Below are 26,840 nucleotides of genomic sequence, written 5' to 3'. Positions count from 1 at the left end.
GTTTTTATATTTGATGGATGTTTTTTTACCTATAGCCCAAGTCTTTATTAATCCAGTTGAAATACTTTTGATTAGTGCCATTGTTGGTGTTCTCTCAGGTTTGTTTGGAGTAGGAGGTGGTTTTTTAATGACACCTTTTCTAATCTTTATGGGTGTACCCCCTGCTTATGCGGTAGCAAATGAGGCTAACAATATCTTAGCAACTTCTGTGTCTGGATCTACCACTCATTGGTTAAAAAATACTTTAGATTACAAAATGGGATTAATGATCGTCATTGGTGGAACAATTGGAACTGTATTGGGTATTTTTACTTTCACTTATTTTAAGGATATTGGAAAAATAGATACAGTAATTTCTTTAGCCTACATGTACATTCTTGCAATAATTGGGACTCTGATGTTAGTAGAAAGTTTAGGTGAAATTGATAAAGCCAAAAAAAATATAGTAGAGAAGAAAAAACTACATGTCCATTATTGGATCCATGGACTTCCTTTTAGGATGAGATTTCCTAAATCCAAATTATATGAAAGTATATTTACACCTATCGTAATTGGATTAATAGTCGGTTTTATTGCAGCTATCATGGGTATCGGCGGTGCATTCATTTTAGTGCCCGCAATGATTTACATTATTAAGATGCCGACAAAATTAGTGCCAGGAACCTCATTGTTTGTGACCATTTTTGTAAGTGTGATAGTTACATTTCTTCATTCAATTAATTATGGGTCAATTGATTTAATGTTAGTTTTAATGTTAGTTGTGGGATCAATAGTTGGAGTTCAAGTAGGTCAGAAGCTTGGGGAGCAGATTGACAGCTCTGGATTAAAAGCTTTGTTAGCAATTTTATTATTAATAGTCGGGATTGTAATAGCTTACGATACTTTTTTTGCTGAGGAGATTAAGAACGGAGTCACATCAGTAACTTCACCAGATTTAAATTTCTTCTCAAAGTTTATTAAGGAGTTTTCAGAGGATATGCCATTCTTCTATGGATTATTTTCAATCCTGTTTGCTGTTATTTTAGGAATAGGAGCTGCATTTATTAGAAGATCGATTTCAAAATTTAGAGAAAAATATTTTAAAAAGACAGTTAAACAATCTAAATAAAAAATTTTACATAGATCTCAATTGTTAAAATACTCACAATTCCTACAGTCAACATTGATGTAAATCCAACAATAAAAGGTTTATAACCCATATTTCTAATATCTTTTAAATTTGTAGATAAGCCTATAGCTGCCATAGCCATAGTCAAAAAAATTTTAGAAGAGGTTTTAATTGTATTTATGAAATCGATCCAATTATTATTATTTGAAAGAACTTCATCACCTACATTTCTTAAAATTATCATCCCAACAAAACCCAAAACAAAATATGGAAATATACTTAAAATAGAGTAACCATTTTCTTTTCTTTGACTTCTATTATAAAGAAAAGCAAAAATAGGAATCATAACAATTAAAAAAGTATTTCTTATAAGCTTTGTAACTGTTGCAATATTTAAAGTCTCAGGACTATTAAACTGTTGTTCGTATATTAATCCTGCTGCAGCTACCTGTGAGGTTTCATGTATGGCAGTTCCTAAAAAGAGACCTGCAAATAATGAGTTTCCTTCAAAATAAAAATTTGCAAAGTAGGGGTATAACAATAATGATAGTATTCCGAATAAAGTAATGTTAGCAATTGCATAAGAAATTTCACTTTTATTAGCTTTGATTACTGGTGCGGTTGCCATGATCGCTGTAGTGCCACAAACAGTGCTACCAATTGATATTAAGTAGGCCATCCTTGTTGGTATTTGGAGCTTTTTAATTATGAGCTTTATTACTATTAAAACACTAACTATACAAATTACTATTAATGGAATTGCTACTTTTCCAAATTCTAAAAATTCAAAAGGTTTTAATTGTATTCCTAAGCAGATAATTCCAAGTTTTAAAATATAGTCTCTACTAAAATCTAATCCTTTTTGAAAACTTTCTCGAATTTTAAAAAAATTTCCAAAAAAAATTCCTAGTAGAATAGCTATCATCGCTGTAGAGATTGGGCTTTTGCTATATCCTAAAAGTTCAATACCAATAATATTATTAAAACCTTGAGAAAGAGAATAAAGAATAAATGCAAGTATAATACCTGGTATTAACACCAAGTAATTTTTTAAGACCATCTTTTATAAAGTGATTATGCGCTTCTATAAAGTTTAGTCATAACAAATTCCTTATGACCCAAAGCTTCTGCACAAGTTAATCTTCCATTAGCAACTCTAAGAGTTGTCTCAATAAGTTTATCTCCCGCCTCTGATAAATTCATTTCTCTTGAAAGAATTTTTGATACATCGCAATCAATGTGTTCACCCATACTTTTAACGGTCAATGGATTAGCAGTTAATTTAACGACTGGTTCTATTGGATTTCCAACAATATTACCTTGCCCAGTTGGAAACAGATGAATATTAAAACCTGCTGCTGCTTGTAGTGTTACACACTCTGCTGCAGCTGAAGAAGTATCCATAAAGTATAATCCTTTACCTTTCTTTGGTTCCTCTGCTGGCTCTAAAACATCTATAAATTTACAATCACCAATTTTTTGAAAATTTCCGAACGCTTTTTCTTCAATAGTCGTTAAGCCTCCAGCAATGTTTCCAGCAGTTGGTTGACTTTCCGATAAATCATCCGTTGCTTCTTTTAGAATAAAATCATTATATGCGCTCCAAGTTTTCATAAATTTATCTGAAGCCTCTTTTGTTGCACCTCTAGTTGCACAAACTTTTTCAGCACCAGTTAGTTCTGAAGTTTCACCAAAACATAAATGAACACCAAGTGGCTCAAGTTTATCCATTAAGTTTCCAACTGTGGGATTTGACGCAAGACCTGAAGTAGTATCTGATTCTCCACATTTTACTGAAATCCATAAATCACTTATTGGACATTCCTCTCTTTGTTTTTCTGAAGCCCACATGACAAATTCTTGTGCTTTTTTGGAAGCTTTCATAACTGTTCCAATATCACCTGTTCGCTCAATATGAAAACCTTCCACAGGTTTTCCAGTTTTTGCTATTCCATCTACAATTCTTTTAGTCCATTTTGGTTCAATACCAATTACAATCACAGCAGCAACATTTGGATTGCTTCCTGTACCTATCATTGTTCTAAAGTGTAATTCTAAATCCGCTCCAAATTGTAATCGTCCATATGAATGAGGTAATGCGATAGTTCCTTTTATATTGTTTGCAACTGCTTCTGCGCAAGCATTTGAAATATCATCTACTGGTAAAATAATTACGTGATTTCTAGTTCCCGCTCTTCCATTTTCTCTTTTGTAACCTAAAAAACTTTTTGGAATTTCCATCAATTTACCACTTTTTTGTTTTTACGTTATGAACATGTACATGCTCACCTTTTTTTATGGATTTAACAACTTTTCCTATGTCGTGACCATATTTTAAAATTGTGTCTCCTTCTTTTAAGTCCGTCATAGCAATTTTATGACCCAATGGTATTTCATCCATTGATTGAATATCTGTTGAGCTATCATCCTCCATAATCCAGCATTTACAGTCTTGTTTTGGTGTTATTTTTTCGATTACTACAACCCCTACATTATCCTTTTTATCGTGAATTATGATGTCAGTAGCCATTATATCGTGTCGATTTGTTTGTTTGAATTTTCAAAAATCTTATATATTAATCGCGACAATTAAGAAATAGTTTTATAAAAAAAATTATTACATTTGCTAGATTAGAAAGGTTCTATTAATGACTAAAATGACAACAGAGGAAGCTTTTGTAAAAGTTTTACAAATGCACGGCATCGAACATGCTTTTGGAATAATAGGTTCAGCATTCATGCCTATCTCTGATATTTTTCCTGATGCAGGTATTACTTTTTGGGACGTAGCTCATGAAACAAATGGTGGACTAATCGCTGATGGTTATACAAGATCTACAGGTAAAATGTCTATGGTCATTGCACAAAACGGGCCAGGTATCACTGGATTAGTAACCCCGATTAAAACTGCTTACTGGAACCATACACCATTATTATTAGTAACACCTCAGGCGGCAAATAAGACTATGGGTCAAGGAGGTTTTCAAGAAGTAGAGCAAATGAATTTATTTAAAGATATGGTTTGTTACCAAGAAGAGGTTAGAGACCCATCAAGAATGGCTGAAGTTTTAAATAGAGTAATTGAAAAAGCAATAAGAGGTTCAGCGCCGGCACAAATTAATGTTCCGAGAGATTATTGGACTCAAGTTATCGATATTGAATTACCACCAATAGTAAGATTAGAGAGACAAGGTGGAGGAGCAGAGGCTATAGATAAAGCTGCAAAACTTTTATCAAATGCAAAGTTTCCAGTTATTTTATCTGGTGCAGGAGTTGTAATTGGTGGTGCAATTGAAGAGACAAAAAAACTTGCAGAAAAATTAGACTCTCCAGTTTGTTCTGGCTATCAGCACAATGATAGTTTTCCAGGAAGTCATCCATTGGCTGTAGGACCTTTAGGATATAATGGGTCAAAAGCTGCTATGGAATTAATTTCAAAAGCAGACGTTGTTTTAGCTTTAGGAACAAGACTAAATCCATTTTCGACACTTCCAGGGTATGGTATAGATTATTGGCCTAAGAAAGCTAGCATAATCCAAGTTGATATCAATCCTGATAGAATTGGTTTAACTAAAAAAGTTACTGTTGGAATAAGCGGAGATGCAAAATTAGTTGCTCAACAAATATTTGATAAATTATCATCTAATGCAGGTGATATAGATAGACAAAAAAGAAAAGACTTAATTCATCAAACAAAATCTGCATGGTTACAAAAATTATCTAGTCTTGATCATGAAGATGATGATGAAGGAACAGTCTGGAACAAAGAAGCAAGAGAGAGAGATAAAGATAGAATGTCACCAAGACAAGCTTGGAGAGCAATTCAAGCTGGAATGCCTGAAGATGTAATTATCTCAAGTGATATTGGAAATAATTGTGCAATAGGAAATGCCTATCCAACTTTTGAAAAACCAAGAAAATATTTAGCACCTGGTTTGTTTGGTCCATGTGGTTATGGTTTTCCATCAATACTTGGAGCAAAAATTGGATGTCCAGATACACCTGTAATTGGTTTTGCGGGAGATGGAGCTTTTGGAATTAGCATGAATGAGATGAGTTCGTGTGCTCGTGAGGAGTGGCCAGCAATTACAATGGTTATTTTTAGAAATTATCAATGGGGTGCTGAAAAAAGAAATACAACTCTTTGGTTTGATAATAATTTCGTCGGAACTGAATTGGATCCTGAGTTAAGTTATGCGAAGGTAGCTGATGCTTGTGGTTTAAAAGGAGTAACAGTTAAATCAATGGAGGAAACAACTGCTGCAATCAAGCAATCTTGTGAAGATCAAAAGAAAGGTATAACTACATTTATAGAAGTAATTTTAAACCAAGAACTTGGTGAACCATTTAGAAGAGATGCTATGAAAAAACCTGTAAGAGTTGCGGGCATTAACAAAGCGGACATGAAACCCCAAAAAAGTATTTAAAATTTGATAAGGACAGCCTGTAGATATATCTTAATTATATTACTAAGTACTTTATCTTCATTATATTTATTTGAATATTTTCTTGTTTACTCAGCAAAGAATATTGAACAGAACAAAGCAAAAATTTTTGAAGAAGAAAATGGAAAAAAATATGAAAGTAGAAGCAAGATTGTAGTATTTAATGAGTTGAAAAAAAAAAATCCTAAACTGACCAGCACCCTGGTTCCAAAACACTTTGCGATAAGTTCTAAACAAAAAGTTATTCCACTTGGAGGTTTATCAAAGTCTAAAACACTTCATTGTAATGAAAATGGCTATTTCTCAATTTTTGAAAGTGATAGATATGGTTTTAATAATCCGGACAATGAGTGGGACAATGAGGAAATTGAATTTTTTCTAGTTGGTGACTCTTTTACAATAGGAGAATGTGTAAATCGTCCTTATGATTTTGGATCAGTTTTAAGAAAATTATCAAAAAAGTCAGTATTAAATCTTGGGTATTCAAGCAATGGACCCATGTTACAATTTGCTGCTCTAAAGGAGTATTTAGATGAAAACGTAAATAATATTCTTTGGTTTTATTTTGAGGATAATGACCTTCAAGATTTAAATGATACGATGAATTCAAAAATTCTCAATAGTTATTTAGACAACAAAGAATTTAGCCAATCATTGAGATCGAAACAAAAAGAAATAGATATTATTGTAGAAAAAACTGTCAAAGAACACTTGAAGTATTTTCAAAGCAGAGAAGAAAAAAAGAAAAAAAATCAAATATTGAGATTTATAAGACTAGATAAAACTAAGGATAAACTAAAAGTATTGTTAAATAATAATAATAAAAAAGAAAAATTCAATAAAGAAGTTTTTTTAAAATTTAAGAAAATTTTAGAGCACTCAAAAATACTTGCAGAAAAAAATAATACAGAGTTATACTTTATTTATCTTCCGTCTTACCAACGATTTTCAAAATTTGGTTTTGATGGAGACTTAAACCAAAGAGATGAATTAATCTCAATGGTGAAAAGTTTAGATATAAAAATTATAGATGTTTTTACAGAAATAGAAAAAAAAGAAATTGATTATAAAAGCCTTTTTCCTTTTGGATCTTATGGTCATTATAATATAAAAGGCTATGATGAAATTTCCAAAATTATTTACGACAAAACTCTTAACAAATAAAAAATTATATTATTAATTAAAATCTGGCCAGTCTTTATCATTAAATCTATTAAGCTCTCTTTTAGTAAATGGTCTGAACAAAACCCAAGCAATAACAATTACTAAAGATAATAATATTAATGTTTTCATTTTTTATCTTATTATTGTCTTAACAGAACCGAGCTTATCGATTTTACCTTTATAAAGACCTTTACCTATTGGAACAACTCCTACAGTTGAACCAGTAAATACATAAAAATTTTTATTCAAATTAACTTTATCTTTTTTTAATTTGTTTAAGACAAACCTTAATGAGTTTAATGGATTAATAAAAACTGCACTAGTATTACCATTAATATTTTGCTTTGTTTTTTGGTTTGAAATATTTGTTTTTAAATTTCCGATATTAATTTTTCTATATTTTTTCTTTTGACCTATCAAAAATTTTACATTAGCTCCAAAATCACTACATAAATCTCCAAAAGAACTTATTCCTTTTTTTCTTTGTCTATAACCAACGATTTCTATACAAGGAGCCATATGAGAAATAAATTTAGAAATATTCTTCATCGTAATTGTACCCTTTGAATTAAAAAAAGATCTTTTAATTAGATAACAAACTTCTAACTCAATGCCAAAAGTAGTTTTACTAATCTTGACACTTTTACCACTTTTCAAAAAATTATTTTTATAAACCGATGCATAAAATGGCTCTTTTTCCTTTAACTTTTTCATTACCGGAATTCCAGTTCCTCCAGCTTTGTAACCAATTATAGGTTTTTTAACTTTACTCTCACAAAGCATTCTAAATTTGTTTGCCTCAGTCAGTTTTTTTGTAAATCTTCTAGGTAATGGTGCGATAATTTTATTTTTAAGAAAAGCTTTTACTAATTTATTTGAAGTTCTTTCTATTAATGTGCTCATATTTTTGAATTATTTTTTTATTTAATTAATAAACTATATTTTATGATCCAAAGTTTATCAAACTAAAACCAGTAATAAAGAAGACTATCAACCAAACCAAACCTTTTATCAAAAAAAAAGTAAATCCTCCAACTAGAACATATTTACCCCATTTACTTTTTGACAAAAAATTTTTAAGCCTAGTCATCATTTAGATAAATTTTGCTAATTCAATAAAGACATTGGATCAAGTCTTGTTTGAAACCAATTTACCCTAAAATCTAGGTGAGGGCCTGTAGATCTACCAGTTGATCCAACCGTACCAATGATATCTCCTTGATTAATTTGGTCACCAACAGATACCATCACATTTTCTAGATGAGAGTAAATTGTTGAAATCCCGTGTCCATGATCCATTATAATTGTCCCGCCAGTATAATAAAGATCATCCTCGGCCATTGTTACAACCCCAGATGCTGATGATTTAATCATTGTTCCTTTTTTTGCTGCTATATCAATTCCATAGTGAGGCCACTTTGGTTTACCATTTAAAATTCTCTGGCTTCCGTAAACACCACTAATAATTCCTTTTACAGGCATAATGAATTGGTTTTTAAAAAAAGGTAAATCAGAATTGATAGCTCTAGCTTTTCCAATTTTGTTGTTTTCTTCTTTGATTCTTTTGTAAACTGACTCAGGTGGTGTAACTTTACTTTCTTCTAAGCCATCTATTCTCTGAATATTGTATTTTCTTTTAAGAACTTTTTTTATTATTTTTTCACTTTTTCCGTTTAATATTTTAGTAATAGTTAAATCAAATTTTCTATCTCTATCAATACCAAAAGCAAAATAACCATCTTTAGAAACTTTCACTTCTTTTTTATCTATAATTATTTTAGAAGAGGGATCAGTTATTCCTATGATATAATGACCCTGTAAAAATTTTCCTTTAAACTCGATAGCATTTGAGTGAGTTGATATAAAAAAGATTATTAAAAAAAATAATCTTGGTATTATTTTGCAGTCCATCCGCCATCAACTAATAAAGAAGTTCCAGTAATCATTGATGCTGCATCAGATGCAAGAAATACAGCCGCGCTTGCTACATCCGAAAGTTCAGCAAATTTTCCCAAGGGAATATTTCCCAAAACCTCTTTTTTAAACTTTTTACTTTTCAAAAATTTACTTGTCATTGGAGTAACAACAAAAGTTGGGCAAACAGTATTTACTCTTATGTTATATTTAGCTAGATCAATCGACATTCCTTTGGTTAAGCCTTCTAAGCCAAATTTTGTCATATTGTAAACACTTCTAATAGGACCACCAACATGACCCATTTGAGAGGACATATTTACAATTGCACCGCCAATTTTTTTTCTATTTTTGGACTTAATCATTTTTAAAGCACATAATTGAGCAAGATTAAAAGTTGCCATTGTGTTTATCTTAACCAAATACTCCATATTTTTTGTTTTAACTTTAGTAAAATGTTCTGGAATATTATTACCTGCATTGTTGATCAGTATGTCTATTTTTGACTGTTTATTAATTATCTCTTTTATTTGATTGTAATTTGTGATGTCACATACATAAGATTTACATTTAGACTTTATTTTTTTTATCTTTTTTGAAACTTCATCTAAATCTTTTTTTGTTCTACTTATGATGATCAAATTCGCACCAGCTTCAGCAAGCGCTATAGCACATGCTCTACCAAGTCCTTTCCCAGCTCCAGTCACTACTGCAGTTTTATTCTTTAAATTATAGTTTTTCAGATAAATCATAAAAATAATATTTTAATATCAGTATAAATCAATTCAATAGCAACAATTAAAATTGCTAATAATCCAGCCCAAGCAATCCATTTATATTTTTTTATCCAATTAGATATCAATGTTGCTGCTGTTGCCATAAGTACAATTGATAAAACAAGACCAAAAATTAATAAGTAATAATGGTCTCCTGCTGCTCCTGCAACTCCTAAAACATTATCCAAACTCATGGTAAAATCAGCTAATAAGATTGTCCAAATAGCTTTTAAGAAACTTGAATTATCAACTTTAATATCACTTTCGTGATCAGAACCTTTTATGACGTCTACATAAAGTTTGTAGACAATATAAAGAAGAAGAACACCTCCAATAAATCTTAAACCTGTAATTTGTAATAAATAAGCAGTAAATAAAGTTAAGATTATTCTTAAGATAACTGCCCCACCTATTCCCCAAAAAATAATTTTTCGTCTTTGTTCTAAAGGAAATTTTGATGCGACCATACCAATTATGATTGCATTGTCTCCTGCTAAAACAAGATCAATTAAGATGATTTGTGTTAAAATTGTAATTTGTTCTGGAGTAATAAAATCAGAAAGCATTAACTTCTAAGTATCATATCAGCACCTTTTTCGGCAATCATTATTGTAGGTGCATTAGTATTACCTGAAGTTATATTAGGCATTATTGATGCATCAATTACTCTTAAATTTTTTAAACCCTTTACTTTAAGAGTTTCATCAACTACTGCCATATCATCTTGTCCCATTTTACATGTCCCAACTGGATGAAAAATAGTTTGCGCATAATTTGATCCAGCTTTTACAAGTTCCTCATCGTCATTAATGTCAATACCAGGTCTATATTCCTCTGGTTTATATTTTTTAAAAGTTTCGGACTCCATTACTATTTTCCTTGTAAGTTTCAAACCTTTTGCAGCAACCATACGATCATAGTCAGTTGAAAGATAGTTGAGTTTTACTTTTGCATAAATTCTTGAGTCTTTATTAATAATATTTACGTGACCTCTACTTGTTGGTCTTATGTTTGATACAGTGGGTGTGAATGCATGAAAGTCGTGGTTTTTTGTAGCACCTAAAGTGTCCATACTCATTGGTTGCACGTGCCATTGAAGATCTGGCAATTCTAAAGAGGGATCACTCTTAGCAAACATACACATTTGACTAGCACCCATCGTCATTGGTCCACTCCTATTAAAAACATATTCTAGACCAATCATTAATTTACCAAATAAACTATTCACTTTTTTATTTAATGATTTAAGTCCATTAACTTTGTAAATTGGTCTGAACATTAAATGATCTTGTAAATTTTCCCCAACTCCCTTTAATTCATGCACCATAGTTACTCCAAGGTCTTTTAATTTTTCTGAATTACCAATCCCGGAAGTTTGCAAGATCTGAGGTGATCCAATTGACCCAGATGAGAGTATTATTTCTTTGTTAGCTGCAACCATTTTTAAAGCATTTTCTTGCCAGTACTCAATATTTTTAGCAGTTTTATTTTCGAAATTTATTTTTTTTACATGAGCATGAGTAATAATCTTTAAATTTTTTCTATTTTTAATTGGGTTTAAATATCCAACTGCAGTACTACACCTAAATCCATCTTTCTCAGTTACTTGAAAGTATCCACACCCATAATTATCACCAGTATTAAAATCTTTCGTTTTTGGAATACCAAATTCTTCAGCTGCATTTTGAAATTCATTTAACAGCGGTAATTGAATTCTTTGATCTGAAACAGACAAAGGCCCCCCAACACCATGGTAATCATCTTTACCACGTTCTTGATCTTCAGCTTTGATAAAGTAAGGAAGAACATCATCCCAACCCCAACCAGTATTACCCAGTTGACGCCAAACATCATAATCTCTACTTTGACCTCTTATATACAGCAAACCATTAATAGCTGAGCTTCCTCCTAAAGTTTTCCCCCTAGGATAACGAATTGATCGATTATTCATTGTTTCATCAGGTTCAGTTTTGTAACACCAATCAACTGAAGGATTATGCATAGTTTTGAAATAACCAACTGGTATGTGTATCCAAGGATAATTATCTTTACCGCCAGCCTCAATTAAGAGAACTTTATTTTTTGGATTTTCAGATAGTCTATTAGCCAAAACACAACCAGCAGATCCGGCTCCTAAAATTATAAAATCAAAGTTTTCCATCTATAGTTGAAAAGTTTTTTTTATAAATCTCATTTGTTCATCTTTACACTCATATTAATCAATTGTCACTTGTACGACCTTTGTTTTTCTGATTGTATGTTGTCGTTAAATTTAACTAACAAGAGGAAATATAATGAAAAAAATCATTTCAATGTTGTTTGCAACTGTTTTGGTACTTGGATTTGCATCTAGTGCTAATGCTGCAAAAACACTAAAATGTCAGACAGTTCTTAACACTAAAGCTGATGAAGTTAAAATGTTAAAGGACTTTACTGATACAGTAACAGAACTTACATCTGGTTCGTTAAAATTTGAAATTTTACCAGCAGGTGCAGTTGTGGGAGTTAAAGAAACTCTAGATGCTGTTGATAAAGGATTGATTGATTGTGGTTTCGCATGGACACACTATTGGTCAGGTGATCACCCTGCTGCTATGTTATTCGGTTCGCCAGTAGCTGGTGGTGGAGTTGGTATCGACAACTTAGCGTTTCTATCATGGTTTCAATATGGTGGTGGTAAAGAATTATACGACCAACTTTGGAAAGAAATGGGAAGAGACATCAAAGGATTTATGCTTCAACCAGTTGGTCCAGAAGCTTTAGGCTGGTTTCCAAAACCAATTAAAGATATGGCTGACTTTAGAAAATATAAGTTCAGAACTCCTCCAGGGATTCCAGGACAAACATACAAAGACATTGGTATAGCATCTGTTGCAATGGGTGGTGGAGATATTCTACCAGCTCTTGAGGCAGGAACTATAGATGCTGCTGAGTGGTGTTGTCCTAAACCAGACTTAACATTCGGTTTCCAAAAAGTATTAAAGCACTATTATCTACAAGGTTTACACCAAGTAGTAGTAAATGCTGACTTTTACATTACTGGAAAAACTTATAATGCTATGAGTGCTCATGAGAAAAAGTCTCTTGAAGTTGCAGCTAATGCTTCATTAGCTAAATCTTTAAGTTACAGAATCTATGAAAATGGAAAAGCATTACAAGAACTTACTACTAAACATGGGGTAAAATTAGAAGATACTCCATCAGACTACTTTACAGAGTACATGGCAGCTGCAAAAGCTACATTGAATAAAAACGCAGAGAAGAACAAATTCTTCAATGAAGTTTATACTTCAATGAAAAACTTTGCTGATGTTGCTGTTCCTTTCTGGAGCGGTGCTCAAATGTCTAATGCGAAGCTAGGAATGGCTCACGCTGCAACATTAAAGTAATCAGTAATTAATCTTGATTTTTTAGAGCGGACTTTTACAGTCCGCTCTAATTTTTTTAACTAGAATTTTATGGCAGAGGAACCTGGTAAACTAGATATCTCAGATGAAATGATTGCCGAAAGGCGAGGTGGATCAGGAAAAATGCCAACCGATATGCCATCATGGATGGCTAAATCTATTATTAATATTGATAAATTTAGTAAGTGGATTGGTAATATTGTTTGTTGGATATTGATGCCACTAATATTTGCAATGACTTATGAAGTTCTTGCAAGAAAATTATTTTTAGCACCAACAATTTGGGCTTACGACATAAGCCGTTTCCTTTACGGGGCGTTGTTCATGTTAGGAGCAGGTTACGCGCTTTCTCGAGGTGTACACATCAGAGCAGATTTTTTATATAGAAATTTCAAAACAAAAACTCAAGGTTTAATAGATTTTTGGTTATATTTGTTATTTTATTTTCCCGGTCTTTTGGTTTTTCTTTATATGACTATTGGGTTTGTAGAGGAATCTATTAGAAGAGGTGAAAGAGGTATGGATACCACATGGATGCCTTTCATGTGGCCTATAAAAACTTGTTTATTAGTTGGAATTATTTTTTTACTTATTCAAGGTTTCTCAGAATTACTTAAAAGTTACTGGGCAGCTAAAAAAGGTGAGTGGCCAGGAGAGGATAAAAAATAATGATAGCTGAGTTGATAGATCCAGCAATTTTAGGTTTTATTCTTGTTGGTGTAATGCTTTTTGCAATTTTTATAGGGTTTCCAATTTCATTCACTTTGATATTTTTAGGATTTGTTTTTGGATATCTTGGTTTCGGAAAATTAGTTTTTTATTTGATGACACTTCAATTTTCCATGGTAATGACTGAGCAAACCCTTGCCGCCGTACCACTATTTGTGTTTATGGGGATAATGATGGAACAAGCTGGATTAATGGAAAGATTATTTTCAGCTTTTCAATTAATGTTAGCAAAAGTTAAGGGTTCGCTATATTACGCAGTTTTATTTGTCTCAGTCATTTTTGCTGCAGCAACAGGTATTGTAGGTGCATCAGTAACTATTCTTGGCATCATGGCTGCTAAATCAATGAATAGATCAGGTTATGACGTTAAGCTAGCAGCAGGTACGATCACTGCAGGTGGAACCCTGGGTATTTTAATTCCTCCAAGCATTATGCTTGTTGTCATGGGCCCTATAATGGAAATCCCAGTAATAGATTTATTTGCTGCCGCAATATTGCCAGGAATACTTCTTGCAAGTTTATATGCAGCTTACACAACAATAAGATGTATGATTAATCCTAAGTTAGGACCAGTATTACCTGATGATATGAGAGCTGCAAGTATGAAAGAAGTTTGGGTTGAGTTTTTCCTTGGCCTGGTTCCACCTGCGGCTTTAGTTTTTGCAGCTTTGGGGAGTATATTATTTGGATTTGCAACTCCAACTGAAGCAGCAGGATGTGGTGCTATGGGAGCATTACTTCTCTCTTTAGCTTATAAAAAATTATCACTGTCTAAATTACAAGAAGCTTTGGTAAAAACTTTAGAAATAACAGCTTTAATTATGGTTTTAGTTGCAGCTTCAAATTTCTTTGGTGCAGTTTTTGCAAGACTAGGAACACCTACTTTGCTAACTGAATTTTTATTAGGACTAGAAATGAACAAGTATTTAATTCTAGCAATGATAATGGTTATGATCTTTTTATTAGGCTGGCCATTAGAATGGGTTCCTATTGTAATGATAATAGTCCCAATTATCTTACCTTTGGTGGAAGCATTAGGATTTAATTTAACTTGGTTTGCAATTTTAGTTGCCGTTAATTTACAAACCGCCTGGCTCTCACCTCCAGTAGCTCTCTCGGCTTATTTTTTAAAAGGAGTCGTTCCTGAATGGGATTTAAAGGATATTTATTATGGAATGATGCAGTTCATGGTCCTTCAAGTAATAGGATTAGTTTTAATCATTATATTTCCTAAAATTGCTCTTTGGTTACCAACTCTCTTATATGGACAGTAGAAACTTTAAGTTTTATATTGTCTAAGTGAGTCCTCAAAATTTAAAAAAAAATCTTACTAATTGGGATTTAGTTTCAGTTAATCCTAATGATAAAAATTGGGATTGGAAAGTGTTATTTTGTTTTTGGGGCGTAAATATTCAGAGTGTTATAGGTTTTTCATTAATCACCTCTTTATATGTAATCTACAACCTTAATACTTTTGTTGTATTTTTTGGAACAATATTTGGGACACTTCTAGTCTATCTTTTTTCAAACTTGATAGGAAAACCATCTCAAAAATATGGACTGCCTTTTGTTGTTTTGTTAAGACCCTCATTGGGCATTATTGGAGCAAAATACTTTGGCTTACTAAGATTTTTAGTTGGTATTTTTCTATTTGGTATTCAAACATATTTTTTATCGAAAGCATTTAGTTATTTGATCAGAATAGCAATTTTTTCTATAGAACCTGCAATACTTGATCAACAAATATTACTTTTATTCTTTTTGGGAATGAACTTAATTGACTGGATTGCAATTATCATAGCAATAATTTTTCAAGGATTTTTGTTTAGTGTTGGAATGAACATGAATAAAAAGATTATTATTTTTTCAGCAATTACAGTCTATCTTGGAATTTTATTGTTTTTGTTATCTGTACTACTTAGTGATGTTAAATTTACCTCAAATGCGTTTTTAAATTTATTAAATACAGAAAATTTTCTGAATAAAAATAATTTTGTGCCACTAATAACAGTTACAAGCACGGTATTTGCATACTTTTCGATTATAATTTTAAGTTTTGGGGATTTTTCAAGGTATGTAAAAAGTGAGAGTCAGCTAAAAAAAGGAAATCTAACTTTAATGTTAAATTTGATAATTTTTTCCTTTGCTGCTTTATTTATAGTTTCAGGCATGGATGCCTTTTTAAAACAAGATCCAGAAAATCTTTCTAGAATATTGACTAATCCTACAGATATTCTTGGAAAGATAGATAATTTGTTTCTGATTGTTTTAGCTTTAATTTTTATAATTATTGCCTCTGCTTCAACAAATTTAATAGCAAACTTTATTCCATCTCAATATACTTTAATTAATTTTTTACCTTTTTCTTTAACTATTAAAAGTGCTGGCTTTATAATCACTTTCATAGGCTTTATTATAGGAATATTTTGGTTAACTTTTTTAAGTCAAGTTGGTGCTTTATCTTTTATCGATACTTTTGGAGCTTTTTTTGGACCTCTTTTTGGAATAATGATTTTTGACTTTTATTATATTCAAAAGGGTAAATTAAATAATAAAGATATTTATTCTTTGGAGAGCAATGGAATTTATTATTACAGTAGTGGATGGCATATAAAAGCAGTTTACTCTGTAATTTTGGGTTTTATTTTTTCAGCTTCAACTATTTGGAATACTAATTTAATGTTTCTTCAATCATTTTCTTGGATTATAGGGGCTTTTGTGGCGGCCTTTACTTATTATTTATTAACACGAAAATAAAAAAATGGAAAAAATTAATTTTGATTTTAAAAGTAGAACAGCAATTGTAACAGGAGGTGCTCAAGGTTTTGGTTTTGATATTACTAAACGTTTTTTAAAATCAGGTGCAAAGGTAATCATATGGGATAATGATTCAAAAGCTATAGAATCAGCCATTAAAGAAATAGATAATCCAAATTTGAGCTCCAATACTGTCGATGTATCTAATTATGATGAAGTTGAAAAAAATGTTAAGCAGATTACAAAAAATTCTAATATTGATATTTTAATAAACAATGCAGGCATAACTGGTCCCACATCTACTCTGTGGGAATATGACATTAAGATGTGGAAAAAAGTTGTAGAAATCAATGTAATGGGAACGTTTAATTGTTGCAGGTCAATAGTGCCAAACATGATCAAAAATAATTATGGTAGAATTGTAAATGTAGCCTCTGTGGCTGGAAAAGATGGAAATGCTAATGCTAGTGCATACAGTGTGGGAAAAGCAGGAGCGATAGGTTTAACTAAATCATTAGGTAAAGAGTTAGCAGATAAGAATATAGCTGTAAATGCAGTTACTCCAGCGGGAGCAAAGACCAGAATTTTAGATCAGATGACTAAAGAACATGTCCAAAGAATGCTATCAATGGTACCTAGAGGAAGATTTTTAGAGGTGGAGGAATTTACCTCATTAATTTGCTGGTTATCTTCTGAGGAAAATACTTTTTCAACAGCAGCGGTATTTGATATAAGCGGCGGTCGCTCGACTTATTAACTTCTTGGTTTTTGTTCAACTATTTTGATATTATTAATTTTAGCTCTACTAAACTTGATGTCTTTGGACATAACTGGTGCAAAAATCATTATAGACCAGTAAATTAAGAGTATAAAAGCGGATATTGTCTTCATATTATCTATATAGAACCGAATGTTGAATTTTGAATGTTTAAATTTTGTCTAAATAATGTATTAAGAATTTTTTTTAATTTTTTATGAAAATTTTATTAAATATTTTAATCATCACAATTTTATCTATTAACTTGTCCTTAGCAGGTGAATTACGAGTCTTTAATTTTACTGAAAGAGAGCTCGCAGAACTTAAAGTTAAAAAGGTAAGAGGGGCTGATAATAAAACACTTTATACCGTTGGAACAAATGATAACGGAAATTATTTGAAATCGATTGCTGATAATGCTGCCTCTGGCCTTGGAAAAGAGATCAAGATAGACTTAGATAAGACCCCATTTATAAATATAACATGGAAAATAGAGAAAGATCTGTCAGGTATTAAAGAAAATACTAAAAAAGGGCACGATTATGCTGCGAGAGTTTTTGTCATTAAAAAAACTGGAGCTACACCCTTATCAAATAGAGCCATTAATTATGTTTTCTCAAGTAATAATGAAGTTGGAGCTAATTTTCCAAGCCCGTACACAAAAAAATCGATAGATAATGTTTTAGCTAGTACAAAACTTAACCTAAATGAATGGGTAACAGTAAAAGCCAATGTTAAAGAGGATTTTAAAAGATTACACGATCTAGATGTCAATGAGCTTGATGGACTTGCTATTATGTCTGATACTGACAATTCTAAAATGAAATCTATAGCTTATTTTCAAAATATATATTTTTCATCTCAATAATTAGAATTTGAGATATTTTTTTAAATAAATATTAAATAAAGATAGAATAATAGCTACAATTACATCTTCCAAAGGACTAGCTTGTGGATATCCAAAGTTCCACGCAATAACCATTACCAACCAAATTACAAATATATTCATTAAATACTTATACCTTAGTTTCTATTAAATAGTTTACTTTTTTGATATAATTTTATTATGCATAAAAATTTTTTTCACACTTTAAAAGTTTATTATGAGGATACTGATGCTGGAGGAGTGGTATATTACGCAAATTATTTAAAGTTTTTAGAGAGAGCTAGAACAGAAGCTTTACACTTAATTGGGTACAGTAATCAAAAAGTGAAAAAGGATTTTGGTTCATTAATCATAGTAAAAGCTTGCAACATTGAATACAAAAAACCTGCAAGTCTTGAAGATGAACTAACTATAAGATCTTTTGTTAAATCTATCACTAAAACATCTTTTTTTATGAATCAAATAATTACTAAAGGTGATGACACTATAGTTGAAGCACAAATTCATTTAGTTTTTGTAAATGACTTAGGCAAACCAGTTAAAATACCCGATGAAATTTATTCAAAATTTAAACCTTATTTTTGCGATACTATTAAAACTTAGCTAATTTTTTTGCCCTTTTAAATAAATTAACCATCATTCTATTAGAAATTAACTTCGTATTAACATTTCTTGGACTTGGATGATAACTTGATAGAATTATTAAACCGTTTGGTAATATTTGTGTTTTACCATGTTTGAAAATAAATTTTTTTTTGATTTCAAATTTTTGCTTATATAGTTTTATACAATTATCAAAAGCAACTTTGCCAAGTGTTACAATTACCTTTAGTTTCTTTAAACTTAATATTTCCTCATCAAAAAAGTAAGAACAATTCGAAATTTCATCACTAAGTGGTTTATCCTCGGGCGGAACACATTTAAGAATATTTGTGATGTAAGTAGATTTTAATTGTAAATTATCATTTAAATTTTTTGAAAATGGTGAATTTGAAATTCCTACCTCATGCAAACATCTAAATAAAAAATCACCAGATTTATCTCCTGTAAAAGCTCTACCTGTTCTAGTTCCACCATGTGCTGCTGGAGCTAGACCAATTATTGCAATTTTTGAATTTAAATCTCCAAAGCCTGGAACAGGTTTGCCCCAGTAAATTTCATTAATATTTTGTTTTCTTTTATTTGTACTTACTTTTTTTACAAATTTAACCAACCTTGGACATTTTTTACAATTTATTATTGTTTTGTTTAATTCGTTTAATCTAATATCCATATAATGAAATTTTTAAGATTCTTTATTATAATTTTTATATCTTTAACCACACCTATTAAAGCAGATTTATACAAAAATTTAATAAATCAATTAGAGGATGGCGGAAAATTAATATTTATTAGACATGCATACGCACCTGGAAATGGTGATCCTGCTGATTTCAATTTAAACGATTGTTCTACTCAAAGAAATTTGAGTGATGATGGAAGAAAACAAGCTCAACGTATTGGTGAATTTTTTACTAAGAATAAAATCGAAATAGATAAAGTCCTTTCTAGTGAATGGTGCAGATGTAAAGAAACAGCTAAAATTGCATTTAAAAATTATTCAACAAATAGCTTTTTAAACTCCTTTTACAGTTCAAAATTTTCAAAAAATAAAGACAAGCAAGTTAAAGCTTTTAATTACTATATTAAAAATTTGGAGAGTAAGAAAAATTTGATCTTCGTAACTCACTATGTATTTATATCTGAAGTTTTAAATTATGGTCCTTCATCAGGTGAAATAGTTGTTTCAGATAAAAACTTAAATATAATAGGAAGTATAGAAATTAATTTTTAAAAATATTATGTCTTCAAAAAGAGCAATGAAACAAGCACAAAAACAAGCTTACGCTAAACACAGAAGCAACATTACAAATAGTAGATTTTCTAAGAATAAAAAAAATTTTTTAAATAAAAAGAAAAAAGACTAACTTTCTTTTTTAAATTTTTCAATTTTTTTGCAATTTGAAATTTTCGACATTCCTTCTTCATCATTTAGAACTGTTTTCATAAAAATTTCAGTTTTTCCTATTTCAAATAAAATTTGAGTGTAAAATTGAGGATAACCATGTTTATGAGTTAATATCTTTCCATTTTCTTCATAGATGTTTCTAACATAAGTATTTGATTTTTTTACACTTAGGTCAGTTAATCGGTACTTTTGATATGTTTTTTCCTTATAAACATAATTTCGTGTCATGATTAGTTCATCAAGATTTAAGATGTATTCATTTTTTAAAAATTCATCTTGTTTATCATCGCATTTACTCATAATGATTATTTCTGATTTAAGATGTTGGAAGGGTAGAATTATTAATAAAAGAGAAATGAAAAACCTAATTTCTCTCATTTTTTTCAGCAAAAAATAAACCAATCAAAAGTAAAGCTGTCCAACCTAGACCTACCAGTCCTTTGATAATACTGGTGTCGGCACTCCATAAATCAAGAAAAAGAGCCCCAAAAATAAGACCCAGAACATATACAATAATTACGATTGTAGTTTTACTCATCTAATAATTTCTTTTTAAAAAGAGAGATACCATTTTCAATTTTATAAGTATAGGACTCTTTAAAACTTTCTAATTGCCACCCTGTCAATCTTTTTTGAATAATTTCAAGATTTTCTTTTTTCCACTCATCAGTTGTTTCCTCTAACTTCCATATTTTTCTCTCCTGCATTGTTCTTCCACAACCATAGCAATAACCAGTTTTTGGATCAGTTTTGCAAATACTTATGCATGGGGAAACAATCATAATAATATTATAGTGTAAAAATTATATAATTTACAATAATTGTAGTTGGACAAATAGTTTCAATCATATATAAAACTCCTTTAATTTGTGGGGCGATGGCGGAATTGGTAGACGCGTCGGTCTTAGGAACCGATAGAGCAATCTGTGAAGGTTCGAGTCCTTTTCGCCCTACCATTAATTTATTATGAAAGTCACAGTAGAAAATAAAAAAGGTCTTAATAAAGATATAAAAGTTTTCATTGATAAAAAAACAATGAATTCTTATATGGATGAAAAATATGAAGAAATTAAAGGTACTGTAAACTTAAAAGGGTTTAGGCCAGGAAAAGTTCCAGTAGAAGTTTTAAAAAGACAGTTTGGTAAAGCAGTATTTAGCGAAGTTTTAGACAAAGTTTTAAAAGACACAACTACAAAAGCTTTAGAAGAAAATAAAATAAAACCAGCAGGACAACCAAAATTGGATCTCAAAACTTATGGTGAAGATAAAGATCTAGAATATATAATTTCTGTAACAGAGTTTCCTAAAGTTGAATTAAAATCTATAGAAAATATTAAATTTAATGAATACACAGTTAAAATCGATGAGAGCGAAACTGAAAAAAGAATTAAAGAAATAGCTAAAAATACACCAAGCTTTAAAGATGCTCTACCTGAAACAAAAGCAAAAGAGGGTGATTTAGTTTCTTTTGACTATACAGCTACCGTTGATGAAAAATCATTTAAAGGAGGGGAAGGAAAAAATACACAACTAACCTTAGGTAAAGAGTTATTTTTAAAAGGTTTTGATAAACAATTGGTAGGTGTAAAAAAAGATGATCAAAAAATTGTTGAAGCTATTCTTCCTGAAAATTTTCCTGAAAAAGAGTTAGTAAATAAAAAAGCAAAATTTAATTGTAAAATATTATCGGTAAAAATTTCAGAGGAAGTAAAAATAGATGACCAATTTGCAAAAAATCTAGGAGCGAAAGATTTGAAAGATTTAAAAACTTTAATTTCAAAGCAAATAAATGATGAATATAAGAATTCACTAGACAGATTGTCAAAAAATCAAATTCTTAAAGAGTTAGAGAAATTTAAAGTAGATGAAATCCCACAAAATTTAGTTGATGAAGAAGTGAAAGCTCTATCTCAAGGAATGACAGATGAAGATAAAAAAAAGAGTAAAGATAATTTTGAAGAGATAGCAAAAAAAAGAATTAAAGTTGGTTTAATATTAAACGAATTTGGTGAGCAAAATCAGATAAAAGTATCAGAACAAGAATTACAGGCTGAAGTTCAAAAACAAATACGAATGATGCCTGGTCAAGAAAAAATGGTAATGGATTTTTATCAAAAAAATCAATCAGCATTGGCCAGTTTAAGAGGAACAGTTTATGAAGAAAAAATTTTAAATCTTGTTAAACAGAAAGCAAAGTCTAATAAAAAAGAGGTTTCGAAAGAGGAAGCCGAAAAAATATTAAAACAATCTCAAAATCAAGATGAGGGAACAAAACAAGCCTCAAAGAAAAAAGTTGAGACTAAAAAAAAAGAGGTAAAAAAAACCACGCCAAAAACAAAGTCTCCTGCTAAAAAAACAAAAAAAGTTAGCAAAAAGTAATCTCAAGTTGTATAAGTAGTACGAATCAACTTTATGAATAATAAATTGTCAGAACATATGAGTAGCTTAATACCCATGGTTGTTGAGCAATCTAACAAAGGTGAAAGAGCTTATGATATTTATTCAAGACTATTAAAAGAAAGAATTATTTTTTTGACAGGTCAAATTAATGACAATGTAGCTTCATTAATTACAGCTCAATTATTATTTCTAGAAGCAGAAGATCCTAAAAAAGAAATTTTTTTATATATTAACAGTCCTGGTGGACTTGTTACTGCAGGTTTAGGTATTTACGATACAATGCAATATGTAAAACCAGATATTTCAACTTTATGCATTGGACAAGCAGCTTCGATGGGATCTTTTTTATTATCTGCAGGAACAAAAGGAAAAAGATTTTCACTTCCAAATTCTAGAATTATGGTTCATCAACCATCTGCCGGCTTTCAAGGACAGGCTACTGATATCGAAATTCATGCTAATGAAGTACTTTCTTTAAAAAAAAGATTGAACGAAATATATTCTAAACATACTGGAAAATCTGTTGATGAAATTAAAACTGCTTTAGAAAGAGATAATTTTATGACTGCAGACGCAGCTAAATCTTTTGGACTTATAGACTCTGTAGTAGAGAAAAGATCTTAAAACACCACATATAGTTCACCAAATCCAAAACTTGATTAATAGGAGTCATTTATAATAAAGTAGGAATATTGATTCGTTTAAAATTTTATGAATACAAATAATAAAAATATTCTATATTGCTCTTTCTGCGGCAAAAGCCAACACGAGGTAAGAAAATTAATTGCAGGTCCAACTGTATTTATTTGTGATGAGTGTGTTGAACTTTGCATGGATATTATTAAAGAAGAAAGTAAAGATACATTTGTAAAACACCAAGATGGTTTACCATCACCAAAAGAGATTTGTACAGTCCTAGATGATTATGTAATTGGACAATCTCACGCAAAAAAAGTTTTATCAGTAGCGGTTCACAATCACTACAAAAGACTTAATTATGAGAATAAAACAAGTAAAAATGTAGAGCTTGCAAAATCTAATATACTTTTAGTTGGTCCAACTGGATGTGGAAAAACTTTATTAGCACAAACACTGGCTAGAATTTTAGATGTTCCATTTACAATGGCTGATGCAACAACTTTAACTGAAGCAGGTTACGTAGGAGAGGACGTAGAAAATATTATTTTAAAATTATTACAAGCAGCAGATTATAATGTTGAAAAAGCCCAAAGGGGAATTGTGTACATTGATGAGGTCGATAAAATTAGTAGAAAATCAGAAAATCCATCTATTACTAGAGATGTTTCTGGTGAAGGTGTTCAACAAGCTTTATTAAAGATAATGGAAGGGACAATTGCGAGTGTACCTCCCCAAGGTGGTAGAAAACACCCTCAACAAGAATTTTTACAAGTCGATACTACAAATATTTTATTTATTTGTGGCGGAGCATTTGCGGGACTTGATAAAATTATTTCTCAGAGAGATAAAGGAACATCTATCGGTTTTGGAGCAGATGTTAAGAACATACAAGATAAAAAGACTGGTGAGTGGATGAAGAACTTAGAACCTGAGGATTTGCTTAAATATGGGTTAATACCTGAGTTTATTGGTAGATTACCTATGATCGCAACTCTAGAAGATTTAGATGAAAAATCTTTAATTAAGATACTGCAAGAACCAAAAAATTCTTTAACAAAACAATATCAGGAGTTATTTAAACTAGATGGTGTAAAATTAATATTTAAAGACTCTGCACTTAAAGAAATTGCAATTAAAGCAATTAGCAAAAAAACGGGAGCTAGAGGTTTAAGATCTATTTTAGAAAATATACTTCTTAAAACTATGTATGATTTACCGAGTCAAGAAAATATTGAAGAGGTAATAGTCGACTCATCAGCGGCCAAGGGTCTGTCGCAGCCCATTATTGTTCATACAAAAAAAGATAGTAAATCCAAAACAACTAAGACAACAGCGGCTTAATAACCCTAATAACTCGTAAAAAGGTATTGCAAAAATAATTTTAATATCCATATTGATTTTATGGACGTAAAAACTTCTTCACCGTTATTACCACTTAGAGATATTGTGGTTTTTCCTAGCATGGTAATACCACTTTTTGTTGGAAGAGATAAATCAATCTCTGCTTTAAATGAGGTGATGAAAAAAGAGAAAAAAATAATTTTAGTAACCCAAAAAAATTCTGAAATCGATGATCCTAAGAAAACAGATATATTTATGTATGGATGTGAAGGTAGCATTTTACAACTTTTAAAACTCCCAGATGGAACAGTAAAAGTTTTAGTTGAGGGTGTTCGTAGAGTAAAAATTGTTGATTTTAAAGATAATGAAAAGTTTATAACTTGTGACTTTACACCTCACAATGATGTGATCGATGGTGATGAAGATTTGTATCCATTAGCTGTTACAGCAATAAGACGAATGGAAAAATTAACCTCTATAAATAAAAAAGTTTCTAGTGAAACCATTAATACAATTAAACAATTAAAAGATCCATCTCAGATTGCAGATAACATTGCTTCACACATCACTGCAACAATTTCAGAGAAACAACAAATTTTTGAGACTATTGATGTAAAGAAAAGATTAAATGCAATCATAAAAATAATGGAAAACGAAACAAGCATTATTGGAGTGGAAAAAAGAATTAGAGGAAGGGTTAAAACCCAAATGGAAAAAACTCAAAGAGAGTACTATTTAAATGAACAATTAAAGGCTATCCAAAAAGAGTTAGGTGAAATTGAGGACGGCAAAGATGAAAATACAAGTTTAAATAAAGCAATTCTTAAATCTAAAATGCCAAAAGATGTTGAGAAAAAATGTCTTCAAGAATTAAAAAAATTAAAAAATATGAGTCCGATGTCAGCTGAAGCTACAGTAGTAAGAAATTACTTAGATTGGATGATAGATCTTCCTTGGCATAAAAAAAGTGATGTTGTTATAGATTTAAAAAAAGCACTTGAAGTTTTAGATAAAGACCATTTTGGTTTAGAAAAAGTTAAAGAGAGAATTATTGAATTTCTAGCAGTCCAAAAAAGAATGGATAAGATTAAAGGACCTATTTTATGCTTGGTAGGTCCGCCTGGTGTTGGAAAAACATCTTTAGGAAAGTCAATTGCTAAAGCAACAAACAGAGAATTTGTGAGAATGTCAGTAGGTGGAATGAGAGATGAGGCTGAAATCAGAGGTCACAGAAGAACTTATATTGGTTCTTTACCAGGTAAAATTATTCAAATGATGAAAAAAGCTGGAACCAAAAATCCACTAATACTTTTAGATGAAATAGATAAAGTTGGAAATGATTATAGAGGAGATCCCTCTTCAGCTTTATTGGAGGCTTTAGACCCAGAGCAAAATACGACTTTTAATGATCACTATTTAGAAGTTGATTATGATTTATCTGATGTGATGTTTGTGACTACAGCTAATACATTAAATATTTTACCTCCATTGTTAGACAGAATGGAAGTTATTAGATTAGCAGGCTACACAGAAGATGAAAAAATAAATATTGCAAACAAATATCTTCTTCCAAAACAAATAAAAGATAATGGTGTTAAGGAAAAAGAAATGAATTTAGGTGATGATATTATAAAAGAAGTAATTAGAAGTTACACAAAGGAGTCTGGTGTAAGAAATCTTGAGAGAGAAATTTCTAAAATTGCACGAAAAGTAGTTAAAAAGGTTGTCTCTGGAGAAGAAAAAGAAGTCAATATTAACTCAAAAAATCTACCAGACTTTTTAGGAGTTCCTAAATTTAAATCAGGTGAATTAGAGTCTGAAAATAGAGTTGGTATAGTAACAGGATTAGCTTGGACTGAATATGGTGGAGAGATTTTGAAAATAGAAACTGTAACAATGCCAGGTAAAGGCCGTATGCAAATTACTGGAAAGCTTGGTGACGTCATGCAAGAGTCGGTTAAAGCTGCAAAATCATTTGTAAGATCAAAATGCTTAGAATATGGAATTATTCCTCCATTATTTGAGAAAAAAGATTTTCACATTCATGTTCCTGAGGGAGCAACACCAAAAGATGGCCCATCTGCTGGAATAGGAATGGTTACATCAATAGTTTCATCAATTACAAACATTCCAGTAAAAAGAGATGTGGCTATGACAGGTGAAGTAACATTGACTGGCCAAGTATTGCCTATTGGTGGGCTTAAAGAAAAGCTATTAGCAGCTCATAGAGCCGGTATAAAAGAGGTTTTAATTCCAAAAGAAAATGAAAAAGACCTTGTAGACATGCCAAAAAAGATAATCGATGAGATAAAAATTACTCCAGTTGAGTTTGCTGATGAGGTTTTAAAAATTGCCCTAACTAAAGAGCTTAAGAAGACAGAATGGGTTGAGGTTGATATATCTAAAAAAGATGATAAATCTCAAGCTAGCATTCAATAATTTGAAACTTTTTCTCATTTTGAACTCTTAGATTTTTTTCTATCAAGCTAATTTATTCACTAGATCTATA

At 30.7% G+C, this 26,840-nt stretch carries 31 protein-coding genes and 1 tRNA gene; 17 read left to right on the top strand and 15 right to left on the bottom strand.

All coding sequences use genetic code 11. The features are described 5' to 3' along the window. Positions 1–13 precede the first annotated feature (13 nt). Positions 14–1,108 (top strand): TSUP family transporter, encoded by a 1,095-nt coding sequence (locus ACTT9C_RS05280; protein WP_440923452.1) that lies wholly within the window; start codon positions 14–16, stop codon positions 1,106–1,108. Here the strand turns inward: ACTT9C_RS05280 and ACTT9C_RS05275 are convergent. From ACTT9C_RS05275 to ACTT9C_RS05265, 3 genes are read right to left on the bottom strand one after another with little or no spacing between them, the layout of a single operon-like run. After that, a complete protein-coding gene (locus tag ACTT9C_RS05275; RefSeq protein WP_440923451.1) occupies positions 1,101–2,147 on the bottom strand; it encodes a YeiH family protein in 1,047 nt (348 codons plus the stop codon). The genes ACTT9C_RS05280 and ACTT9C_RS05275 overlap by 8 nt on opposite strands. Positions 2,148–2,182: 35 nt before the next feature. After that, positions 2,183–3,349, bottom strand: coding sequence for a UxaA family hydrolase (locus tag ACTT9C_RS05270; RefSeq protein ID WP_440923450.1), 1,167 nt, complete (start codon positions 3,347–3,349; stop codon positions 2,183–2,185). Between the two features lie 4 nt (positions 3,350–3,353). Continuing rightward, on the bottom strand, positions 3,354–3,638 hold the full coding sequence (locus ACTT9C_RS05265) for a UxaA family hydrolase (protein WP_440923449.1): 285 nt from the start codon (positions 3,636–3,638) through the stop codon (positions 3,354–3,356). Between the two features lie 118 nt (positions 3,639–3,756). Here ACTT9C_RS05265 and xsc point away from each other — a divergent pair, with 118 nt between their 5' ends. Continuing rightward, positions 3,757–5,535, top strand: coding sequence for a sulfoacetaldehyde acetyltransferase (xsc, locus tag ACTT9C_RS05260; RefSeq protein WP_440923448.1), 1,779 nt, complete (start codon positions 3,757–3,759; stop codon positions 5,533–5,535). A gap of 3 nt (positions 5,536–5,538) precedes the next feature. Then, complete coding sequence (locus tag ACTT9C_RS05255; protein WP_440923447.1) at positions 5,539–6,717, top strand: hypothetical protein; 1,179 nt, start codon at positions 5,539–5,541, stop codon at positions 6,715–6,717. A gap of 132 nt (positions 6,718–6,849) precedes the next feature. Here ACTT9C_RS05255 and ACTT9C_RS05250 read toward each other — a convergent pair whose 3' ends face one another. Genes ACTT9C_RS05250 through ACTT9C_RS05225 form a run of 6 tightly spaced genes read right to left on the bottom strand, consistent with a single transcriptional unit; the run spans position 6,850 to position 11,568 of the window. Next, complete coding sequence (locus ACTT9C_RS05250; protein WP_440923446.1) at positions 6,850–7,620, bottom strand: fumarylacetoacetate hydrolase; 771 nt, start codon at positions 7,618–7,620, stop codon at positions 6,850–6,852. 40 nt (positions 7,621–7,660) lie between these two features. Continuing rightward, positions 7,661–7,810 (bottom strand): hypothetical protein, encoded by a 150-nt coding sequence (locus tag ACTT9C_RS05245; RefSeq protein ID WP_440923445.1) that lies wholly within the window; start codon positions 7,808–7,810, stop codon positions 7,661–7,663. Between the two features lie 14 nt (positions 7,811–7,824). After that, a complete protein-coding gene (locus ACTT9C_RS05240) occupies positions 7,825–8,628 on the bottom strand; it encodes a M23 family metallopeptidase (protein WP_440923444.1) in 804 nt (267 codons plus the stop codon). Then, positions 8,613–9,380, bottom strand: a complete 768-nt coding sequence (locus ACTT9C_RS05235; protein WP_440923670.1) for an SDR family NAD(P)-dependent oxidoreductase — start codon at positions 9,378–9,380, stop codon at positions 8,613–8,615. The genes ACTT9C_RS05240 and ACTT9C_RS05235 overlap by 16 nt, the downstream gene beginning before the upstream one ends. Further along, positions 9,380–9,973: a TerC family protein gene (locus tag ACTT9C_RS05230; protein WP_440923443.1), complete on the bottom strand. Its 594-nt coding sequence runs from the start codon at positions 9,971–9,973 to the stop codon at positions 9,380–9,382. Before ACTT9C_RS05230 ends, ACTT9C_RS05235 begins: the two co-directional genes overlap by 1 nt. Continuing rightward, the gene (locus ACTT9C_RS05225; protein ID WP_440923442.1) at positions 9,973–11,568 is read right to left on the bottom strand and encodes a GMC family oxidoreductase; all 1,596 of its coding nucleotides are present in this window, start codon (positions 11,566–11,568) and stop codon (positions 9,973–9,975) included. The genes ACTT9C_RS05230 and ACTT9C_RS05225 overlap by 1 nt, the downstream gene beginning before the upstream one ends. 133 nt (positions 11,569–11,701) lie before the next feature. Between ACTT9C_RS05225 and ACTT9C_RS05220 the strand changes: the two genes are divergently transcribed. The 5 genes from ACTT9C_RS05220 (at position 11,702) to ACTT9C_RS05200 (ending at position 17,057) form a co-directional block, all read left to right on the top strand. Further along, positions 11,702–12,796 carry a TRAP transporter substrate-binding protein gene (locus tag ACTT9C_RS05220; RefSeq protein ID WP_440923441.1) on the top strand — a complete coding sequence of 365 codons (1,095 nt, stop codon included), beginning with the start codon at positions 11,702–11,704 and terminating at the stop codon, positions 12,794–12,796. A 69-nt stretch (positions 12,797–12,865) separates the two neighbouring features. Next, a complete protein-coding gene (locus tag ACTT9C_RS05215) occupies positions 12,866–13,483 on the top strand; it encodes a TRAP transporter small permease subunit (RefSeq protein ID WP_440923440.1) in 618 nt (205 codons plus the stop codon). Next, a complete protein-coding gene (locus tag ACTT9C_RS05210; protein ID WP_440923439.1) occupies positions 13,483–14,817 on the top strand; it encodes a TRAP transporter large permease in 1,335 nt (444 codons plus the stop codon). Before ACTT9C_RS05215 ends, ACTT9C_RS05210 begins: the two co-directional genes overlap by 1 nt. 25 nt (positions 14,818–14,842) lie before the next feature. Further along, positions 14,843–16,300: a cytosine permease gene (locus ACTT9C_RS05205; RefSeq protein WP_440923438.1), complete on the top strand. Its 1,458-nt coding sequence runs from the start codon at positions 14,843–14,845 to the stop codon at positions 16,298–16,300. Between the two features lie 4 nt (positions 16,301–16,304). Then, positions 16,305–17,057 carry an SDR family NAD(P)-dependent oxidoreductase gene (locus tag ACTT9C_RS05200; protein ID WP_440923437.1) on the top strand — a complete coding sequence of 251 codons (753 nt, stop codon included), beginning with the start codon at positions 16,305–16,307 and terminating at the stop codon, positions 17,055–17,057. On the opposite strand, the gene ACTT9C_RS05195 is transcribed toward ACTT9C_RS05200, so the two are convergent. Then, positions 17,054–17,191, bottom strand: coding sequence for a hypothetical protein (locus tag ACTT9C_RS05195; protein ID WP_440923436.1), 138 nt, complete (start codon positions 17,189–17,191; stop codon positions 17,054–17,056). The two genes, ACTT9C_RS05200 and ACTT9C_RS05195, sit on opposite strands and share 4 nt — an antisense overlap. 83 nt (positions 17,192–17,274) lie before the next feature. On the opposite strand from ACTT9C_RS05195, the gene ACTT9C_RS05190 reads away from it, so the two are divergent. Then, entirely contained in the window at positions 17,275–17,925 is a 651-nt protein-coding gene (locus tag ACTT9C_RS05190) for a DUF3047 domain-containing protein (RefSeq protein ID WP_440923435.1), read from the top strand. Here ACTT9C_RS05190 and ACTT9C_RS05185 read toward each other — a convergent pair whose 3' ends face one another. Continuing rightward, positions 17,926–18,066 (bottom strand): hypothetical protein, encoded by a 141-nt coding sequence (locus ACTT9C_RS05185; RefSeq protein ID WP_440923434.1) that lies wholly within the window; start codon positions 18,064–18,066, stop codon positions 17,926–17,928. Positions 18,067–18,123: 57 nt separating this feature from the next. Between ACTT9C_RS05185 and ACTT9C_RS05180 the strand changes: the two genes are divergently transcribed. Further along, positions 18,124–18,546 carry a YbgC/FadM family acyl-CoA thioesterase gene (locus ACTT9C_RS05180; protein ID WP_440923433.1) on the top strand — a complete coding sequence of 141 codons (423 nt, stop codon included), beginning with the start codon at positions 18,124–18,126 and terminating at the stop codon, positions 18,544–18,546. Here the strand turns inward: ACTT9C_RS05180 and ACTT9C_RS05175 are convergent. Beyond that, positions 18,536–19,216 (bottom strand): uracil-DNA glycosylase, encoded by a 681-nt coding sequence (locus ACTT9C_RS05175; RefSeq protein WP_440923432.1) that lies wholly within the window; start codon positions 19,214–19,216, stop codon positions 18,536–18,538. The genes ACTT9C_RS05180 and ACTT9C_RS05175 overlap by 11 nt on opposite strands. Positions 19,217–19,219: 3 nt before the next feature. Between ACTT9C_RS05175 and ACTT9C_RS05170 the strand changes: the two genes are divergently transcribed. Together ACTT9C_RS05170 and ACTT9C_RS05165 are read left to right on the top strand one after the other, a co-directional pair. Then, positions 19,220–19,777, top strand: a complete 558-nt coding sequence (locus tag ACTT9C_RS05170) for a histidine phosphatase family protein (protein ID WP_440923431.1) — start codon at positions 19,220–19,222, stop codon at positions 19,775–19,777. Between the two features lie 7 nt (positions 19,778–19,784). After that, positions 19,785–19,910: a hypothetical protein gene (locus ACTT9C_RS05165; protein WP_440923430.1), complete on the top strand. Its 126-nt coding sequence runs from the start codon at positions 19,785–19,787 to the stop codon at positions 19,908–19,910. Here the strand turns inward: ACTT9C_RS05165 and ACTT9C_RS05160 are convergent. The 3 genes from ACTT9C_RS05160 to ACTT9C_RS05150 all read right to left on the bottom strand — a co-directional run bounded on the left by ACTT9C_RS05160 (position 19,907) and on the right by ACTT9C_RS05150 (position 20,733). Then, a complete protein-coding gene (locus ACTT9C_RS05160) occupies positions 19,907–20,251 on the bottom strand; it encodes a hypothetical protein (RefSeq protein ID WP_440923429.1) in 345 nt (114 codons plus the stop codon). The two genes, ACTT9C_RS05165 and ACTT9C_RS05160, sit on opposite strands and share 4 nt — an antisense overlap. Before the next feature lie 64 nt (positions 20,252–20,315). Then, positions 20,316–20,489 (bottom strand): hypothetical protein, encoded by a 174-nt coding sequence (locus ACTT9C_RS05155; protein ID WP_440923428.1) that lies wholly within the window; start codon positions 20,487–20,489, stop codon positions 20,316–20,318. Then, entirely contained in the window at positions 20,482–20,733 is a 252-nt protein-coding gene (locus ACTT9C_RS05150; RefSeq protein WP_440923427.1) for a DUF1289 domain-containing protein, read from the bottom strand. Before ACTT9C_RS05150 ends, ACTT9C_RS05155 begins: the two co-directional genes overlap by 8 nt. 89 nt (positions 20,734–20,822) lie before the next feature. Between ACTT9C_RS05150 and ACTT9C_RS05145 the strand changes: the two genes are divergently transcribed. The 5 genes from ACTT9C_RS05145 to lon all read left to right on the top strand — a co-directional run bounded on the left by ACTT9C_RS05145 (position 20,823) and on the right by lon (position 26,770). After that, positions 20,823–20,907 (top strand) — tRNA-Leu (locus tag ACTT9C_RS05145). A gap of 10 nt (positions 20,908–20,917) precedes the next feature. Further along, a complete protein-coding gene (tig, locus tag ACTT9C_RS05140; protein ID WP_440923426.1) occupies positions 20,918–22,330 on the top strand; it encodes a trigger factor in 1,413 nt (470 codons plus the stop codon). A gap of 33 nt (positions 22,331–22,363) precedes the next feature. Continuing rightward, the gene (clpP, locus tag ACTT9C_RS05135; RefSeq protein WP_440923425.1) at positions 22,364–22,975 is read left to right on the top strand and encodes an ATP-dependent Clp endopeptidase proteolytic subunit ClpP; all 612 of its coding nucleotides are present in this window, start codon (positions 22,364–22,366) and stop codon (positions 22,973–22,975) included. A gap of 87 nt (positions 22,976–23,062) precedes the next feature. Beyond that, positions 23,063–24,331: an ATP-dependent Clp protease ATP-binding subunit ClpX gene (gene clpX, locus ACTT9C_RS05130; protein ID WP_440923424.1), complete on the top strand. Its 1,269-nt coding sequence runs from the start codon at positions 23,063–23,065 to the stop codon at positions 24,329–24,331. A gap of 60 nt (positions 24,332–24,391) precedes the next feature. Next, positions 24,392–26,770: an endopeptidase La gene (gene lon, locus ACTT9C_RS05125; RefSeq protein ID WP_440923423.1), complete on the top strand. Its 2,379-nt coding sequence runs from the start codon at positions 24,392–24,394 to the stop codon at positions 26,768–26,770. Positions 26,771–26,840: the final 70 nt, after the last annotated feature.

Origin of the sequence: Candidatus Pelagibacter sp. (genome assembly GCF_052049575.1) — a bacterium.
Classification (GTDB): Bacteria; Pseudomonadota; Alphaproteobacteria; order Pelagibacterales; family Pelagibacteraceae; genus Pelagibacter.
The sequence above is the reverse complement of the archived record's forward strand: the minus strand, read 5'-3'. Positions and strand labels throughout refer to the sequence as shown.

Coding starts and splice junctions, on each gene's coding strand:
- ACTT9C_RS05195 (WP_440923436.1), bottom strand. CDS start 17,191: ATGAAGACAATATCCGCTTTTATACTCTTAATTTACTGGTCTATAATG.
- ACTT9C_RS05170 (WP_440923431.1), top strand. CDS start 19,220: ATGAAATTTTTAAGATTCTTTATTATAATTTTTATATCTTTAACCACA.
- ACTT9C_RS05150 (WP_440923427.1), bottom strand. CDS start 20,733: ATGATTGTTTCCCCATGCATAAGTATTTGCAAAACTGATCCAAAAACT.
- ACTT9C_RS05180 (WP_440923433.1), top strand. CDS start 18,124: ATGCATAAAAATTTTTTTCACACTTTAAAAGTTTATTATGAGGATACT.
- xsc (WP_440923448.1), top strand. CDS start 3,757: ATGACTAAAATGACAACAGAGGAAGCTTTTGTAAAAGTTTTACAAATG.
- ACTT9C_RS05185 (WP_440923434.1), bottom strand. CDS start 18,066: ATGAATATATTTGTAATTTGGTTGGTAATGGTTATTGCGTGGAACTTT.
- ACTT9C_RS05230 (WP_440923443.1), bottom strand. CDS start 9,973: ATGCTTTCTGATTTTATTACTCCAGAACAAATTACAATTTTAACACAA.
- ACTT9C_RS05155 (WP_440923428.1), bottom strand. CDS start 20,489: ATGAGTAAAACTACAATCGTAATTATTGTATATGTTCTGGGTCTTATT.
- clpP (WP_440923425.1), top strand. CDS start 22,364: ATGAATAATAAATTGTCAGAACATATGAGTAGCTTAATACCCATGGTT.
- ACTT9C_RS05265 (WP_440923449.1), bottom strand. CDS start 3,638: ATGGCTACTGACATCATAATTCACGATAAAAAGGATAATGTAGGGGTT.
- ACTT9C_RS05190 (WP_440923435.1), top strand. CDS start 17,275: ATGAAAATTTTATTAAATATTTTAATCATCACAATTTTATCTATTAAC.
- ACTT9C_RS05210 (WP_440923439.1), top strand. CDS start 13,483: ATGATAGCTGAGTTGATAGATCCAGCAATTTTAGGTTTTATTCTTGTT.
- ACTT9C_RS05165 (WP_440923430.1), top strand. CDS start 19,785: ATGTCTTCAAAAAGAGCAATGAAACAAGCACAAAAACAAGCTTACGCT.
- ACTT9C_RS05160 (WP_440923429.1), bottom strand. CDS start 20,251: ATGAGTAAATGCGATGATAAACAAGATGAATTTTTAAAAAATGAATAC.
- ACTT9C_RS05245 (WP_440923445.1), bottom strand. CDS start 7,810: ATGATGACTAGGCTTAAAAATTTTTTGTCAAAAAGTAAATGGGGTAAA.
- ACTT9C_RS05200 (WP_440923437.1), top strand. CDS start 16,305: ATGGAAAAAATTAATTTTGATTTTAAAAGTAGAACAGCAATTGTAACA.
- ACTT9C_RS05280 (WP_440923452.1), top strand. CDS start 14: ATGGATGTTTTTTTACCTATAGCCCAAGTCTTTATTAATCCAGTTGAA.
- tig (WP_440923426.1), top strand. CDS start 20,918: ATGAAAGTCACAGTAGAAAATAAAAAAGGTCTTAATAAAGATATAAAA.
- lon (WP_440923423.1), top strand. CDS start 24,392: ATGGACGTAAAAACTTCTTCACCGTTATTACCACTTAGAGATATTGTG.
- ACTT9C_RS05250 (WP_440923446.1), bottom strand. CDS start 7,620: ATGAGCACATTAATAGAAAGAACTTCAAATAAATTAGTAAAAGCTTTT.
- ACTT9C_RS05215 (WP_440923440.1), top strand. CDS start 12,866: ATGGCAGAGGAACCTGGTAAACTAGATATCTCAGATGAAATGATTGCC.
- ACTT9C_RS05270 (WP_440923450.1), bottom strand. CDS start 3,349: ATGGAAATTCCAAAAAGTTTTTTAGGTTACAAAAGAGAAAATGGAAGA.
- ACTT9C_RS05225 (WP_440923442.1), bottom strand. CDS start 11,568: ATGGAAAACTTTGATTTTATAATTTTAGGAGCCGGATCTGCTGGTTGT.
- ACTT9C_RS05175 (WP_440923432.1), bottom strand. CDS start 19,216: ATGGATATTAGATTAAACGAATTAAACAAAACAATAATAAATTGTAAA.
- ACTT9C_RS05240 (WP_440923444.1), bottom strand. CDS start 8,628: ATGGACTGCAAAATAATACCAAGATTATTTTTTTTAATAATCTTTTTT.
- ACTT9C_RS05220 (WP_440923441.1), top strand. CDS start 11,702: ATGAAAAAAATCATTTCAATGTTGTTTGCAACTGTTTTGGTACTTGGA.
- clpX (WP_440923424.1), top strand. CDS start 23,063: ATGAATACAAATAATAAAAATATTCTATATTGCTCTTTCTGCGGCAAA.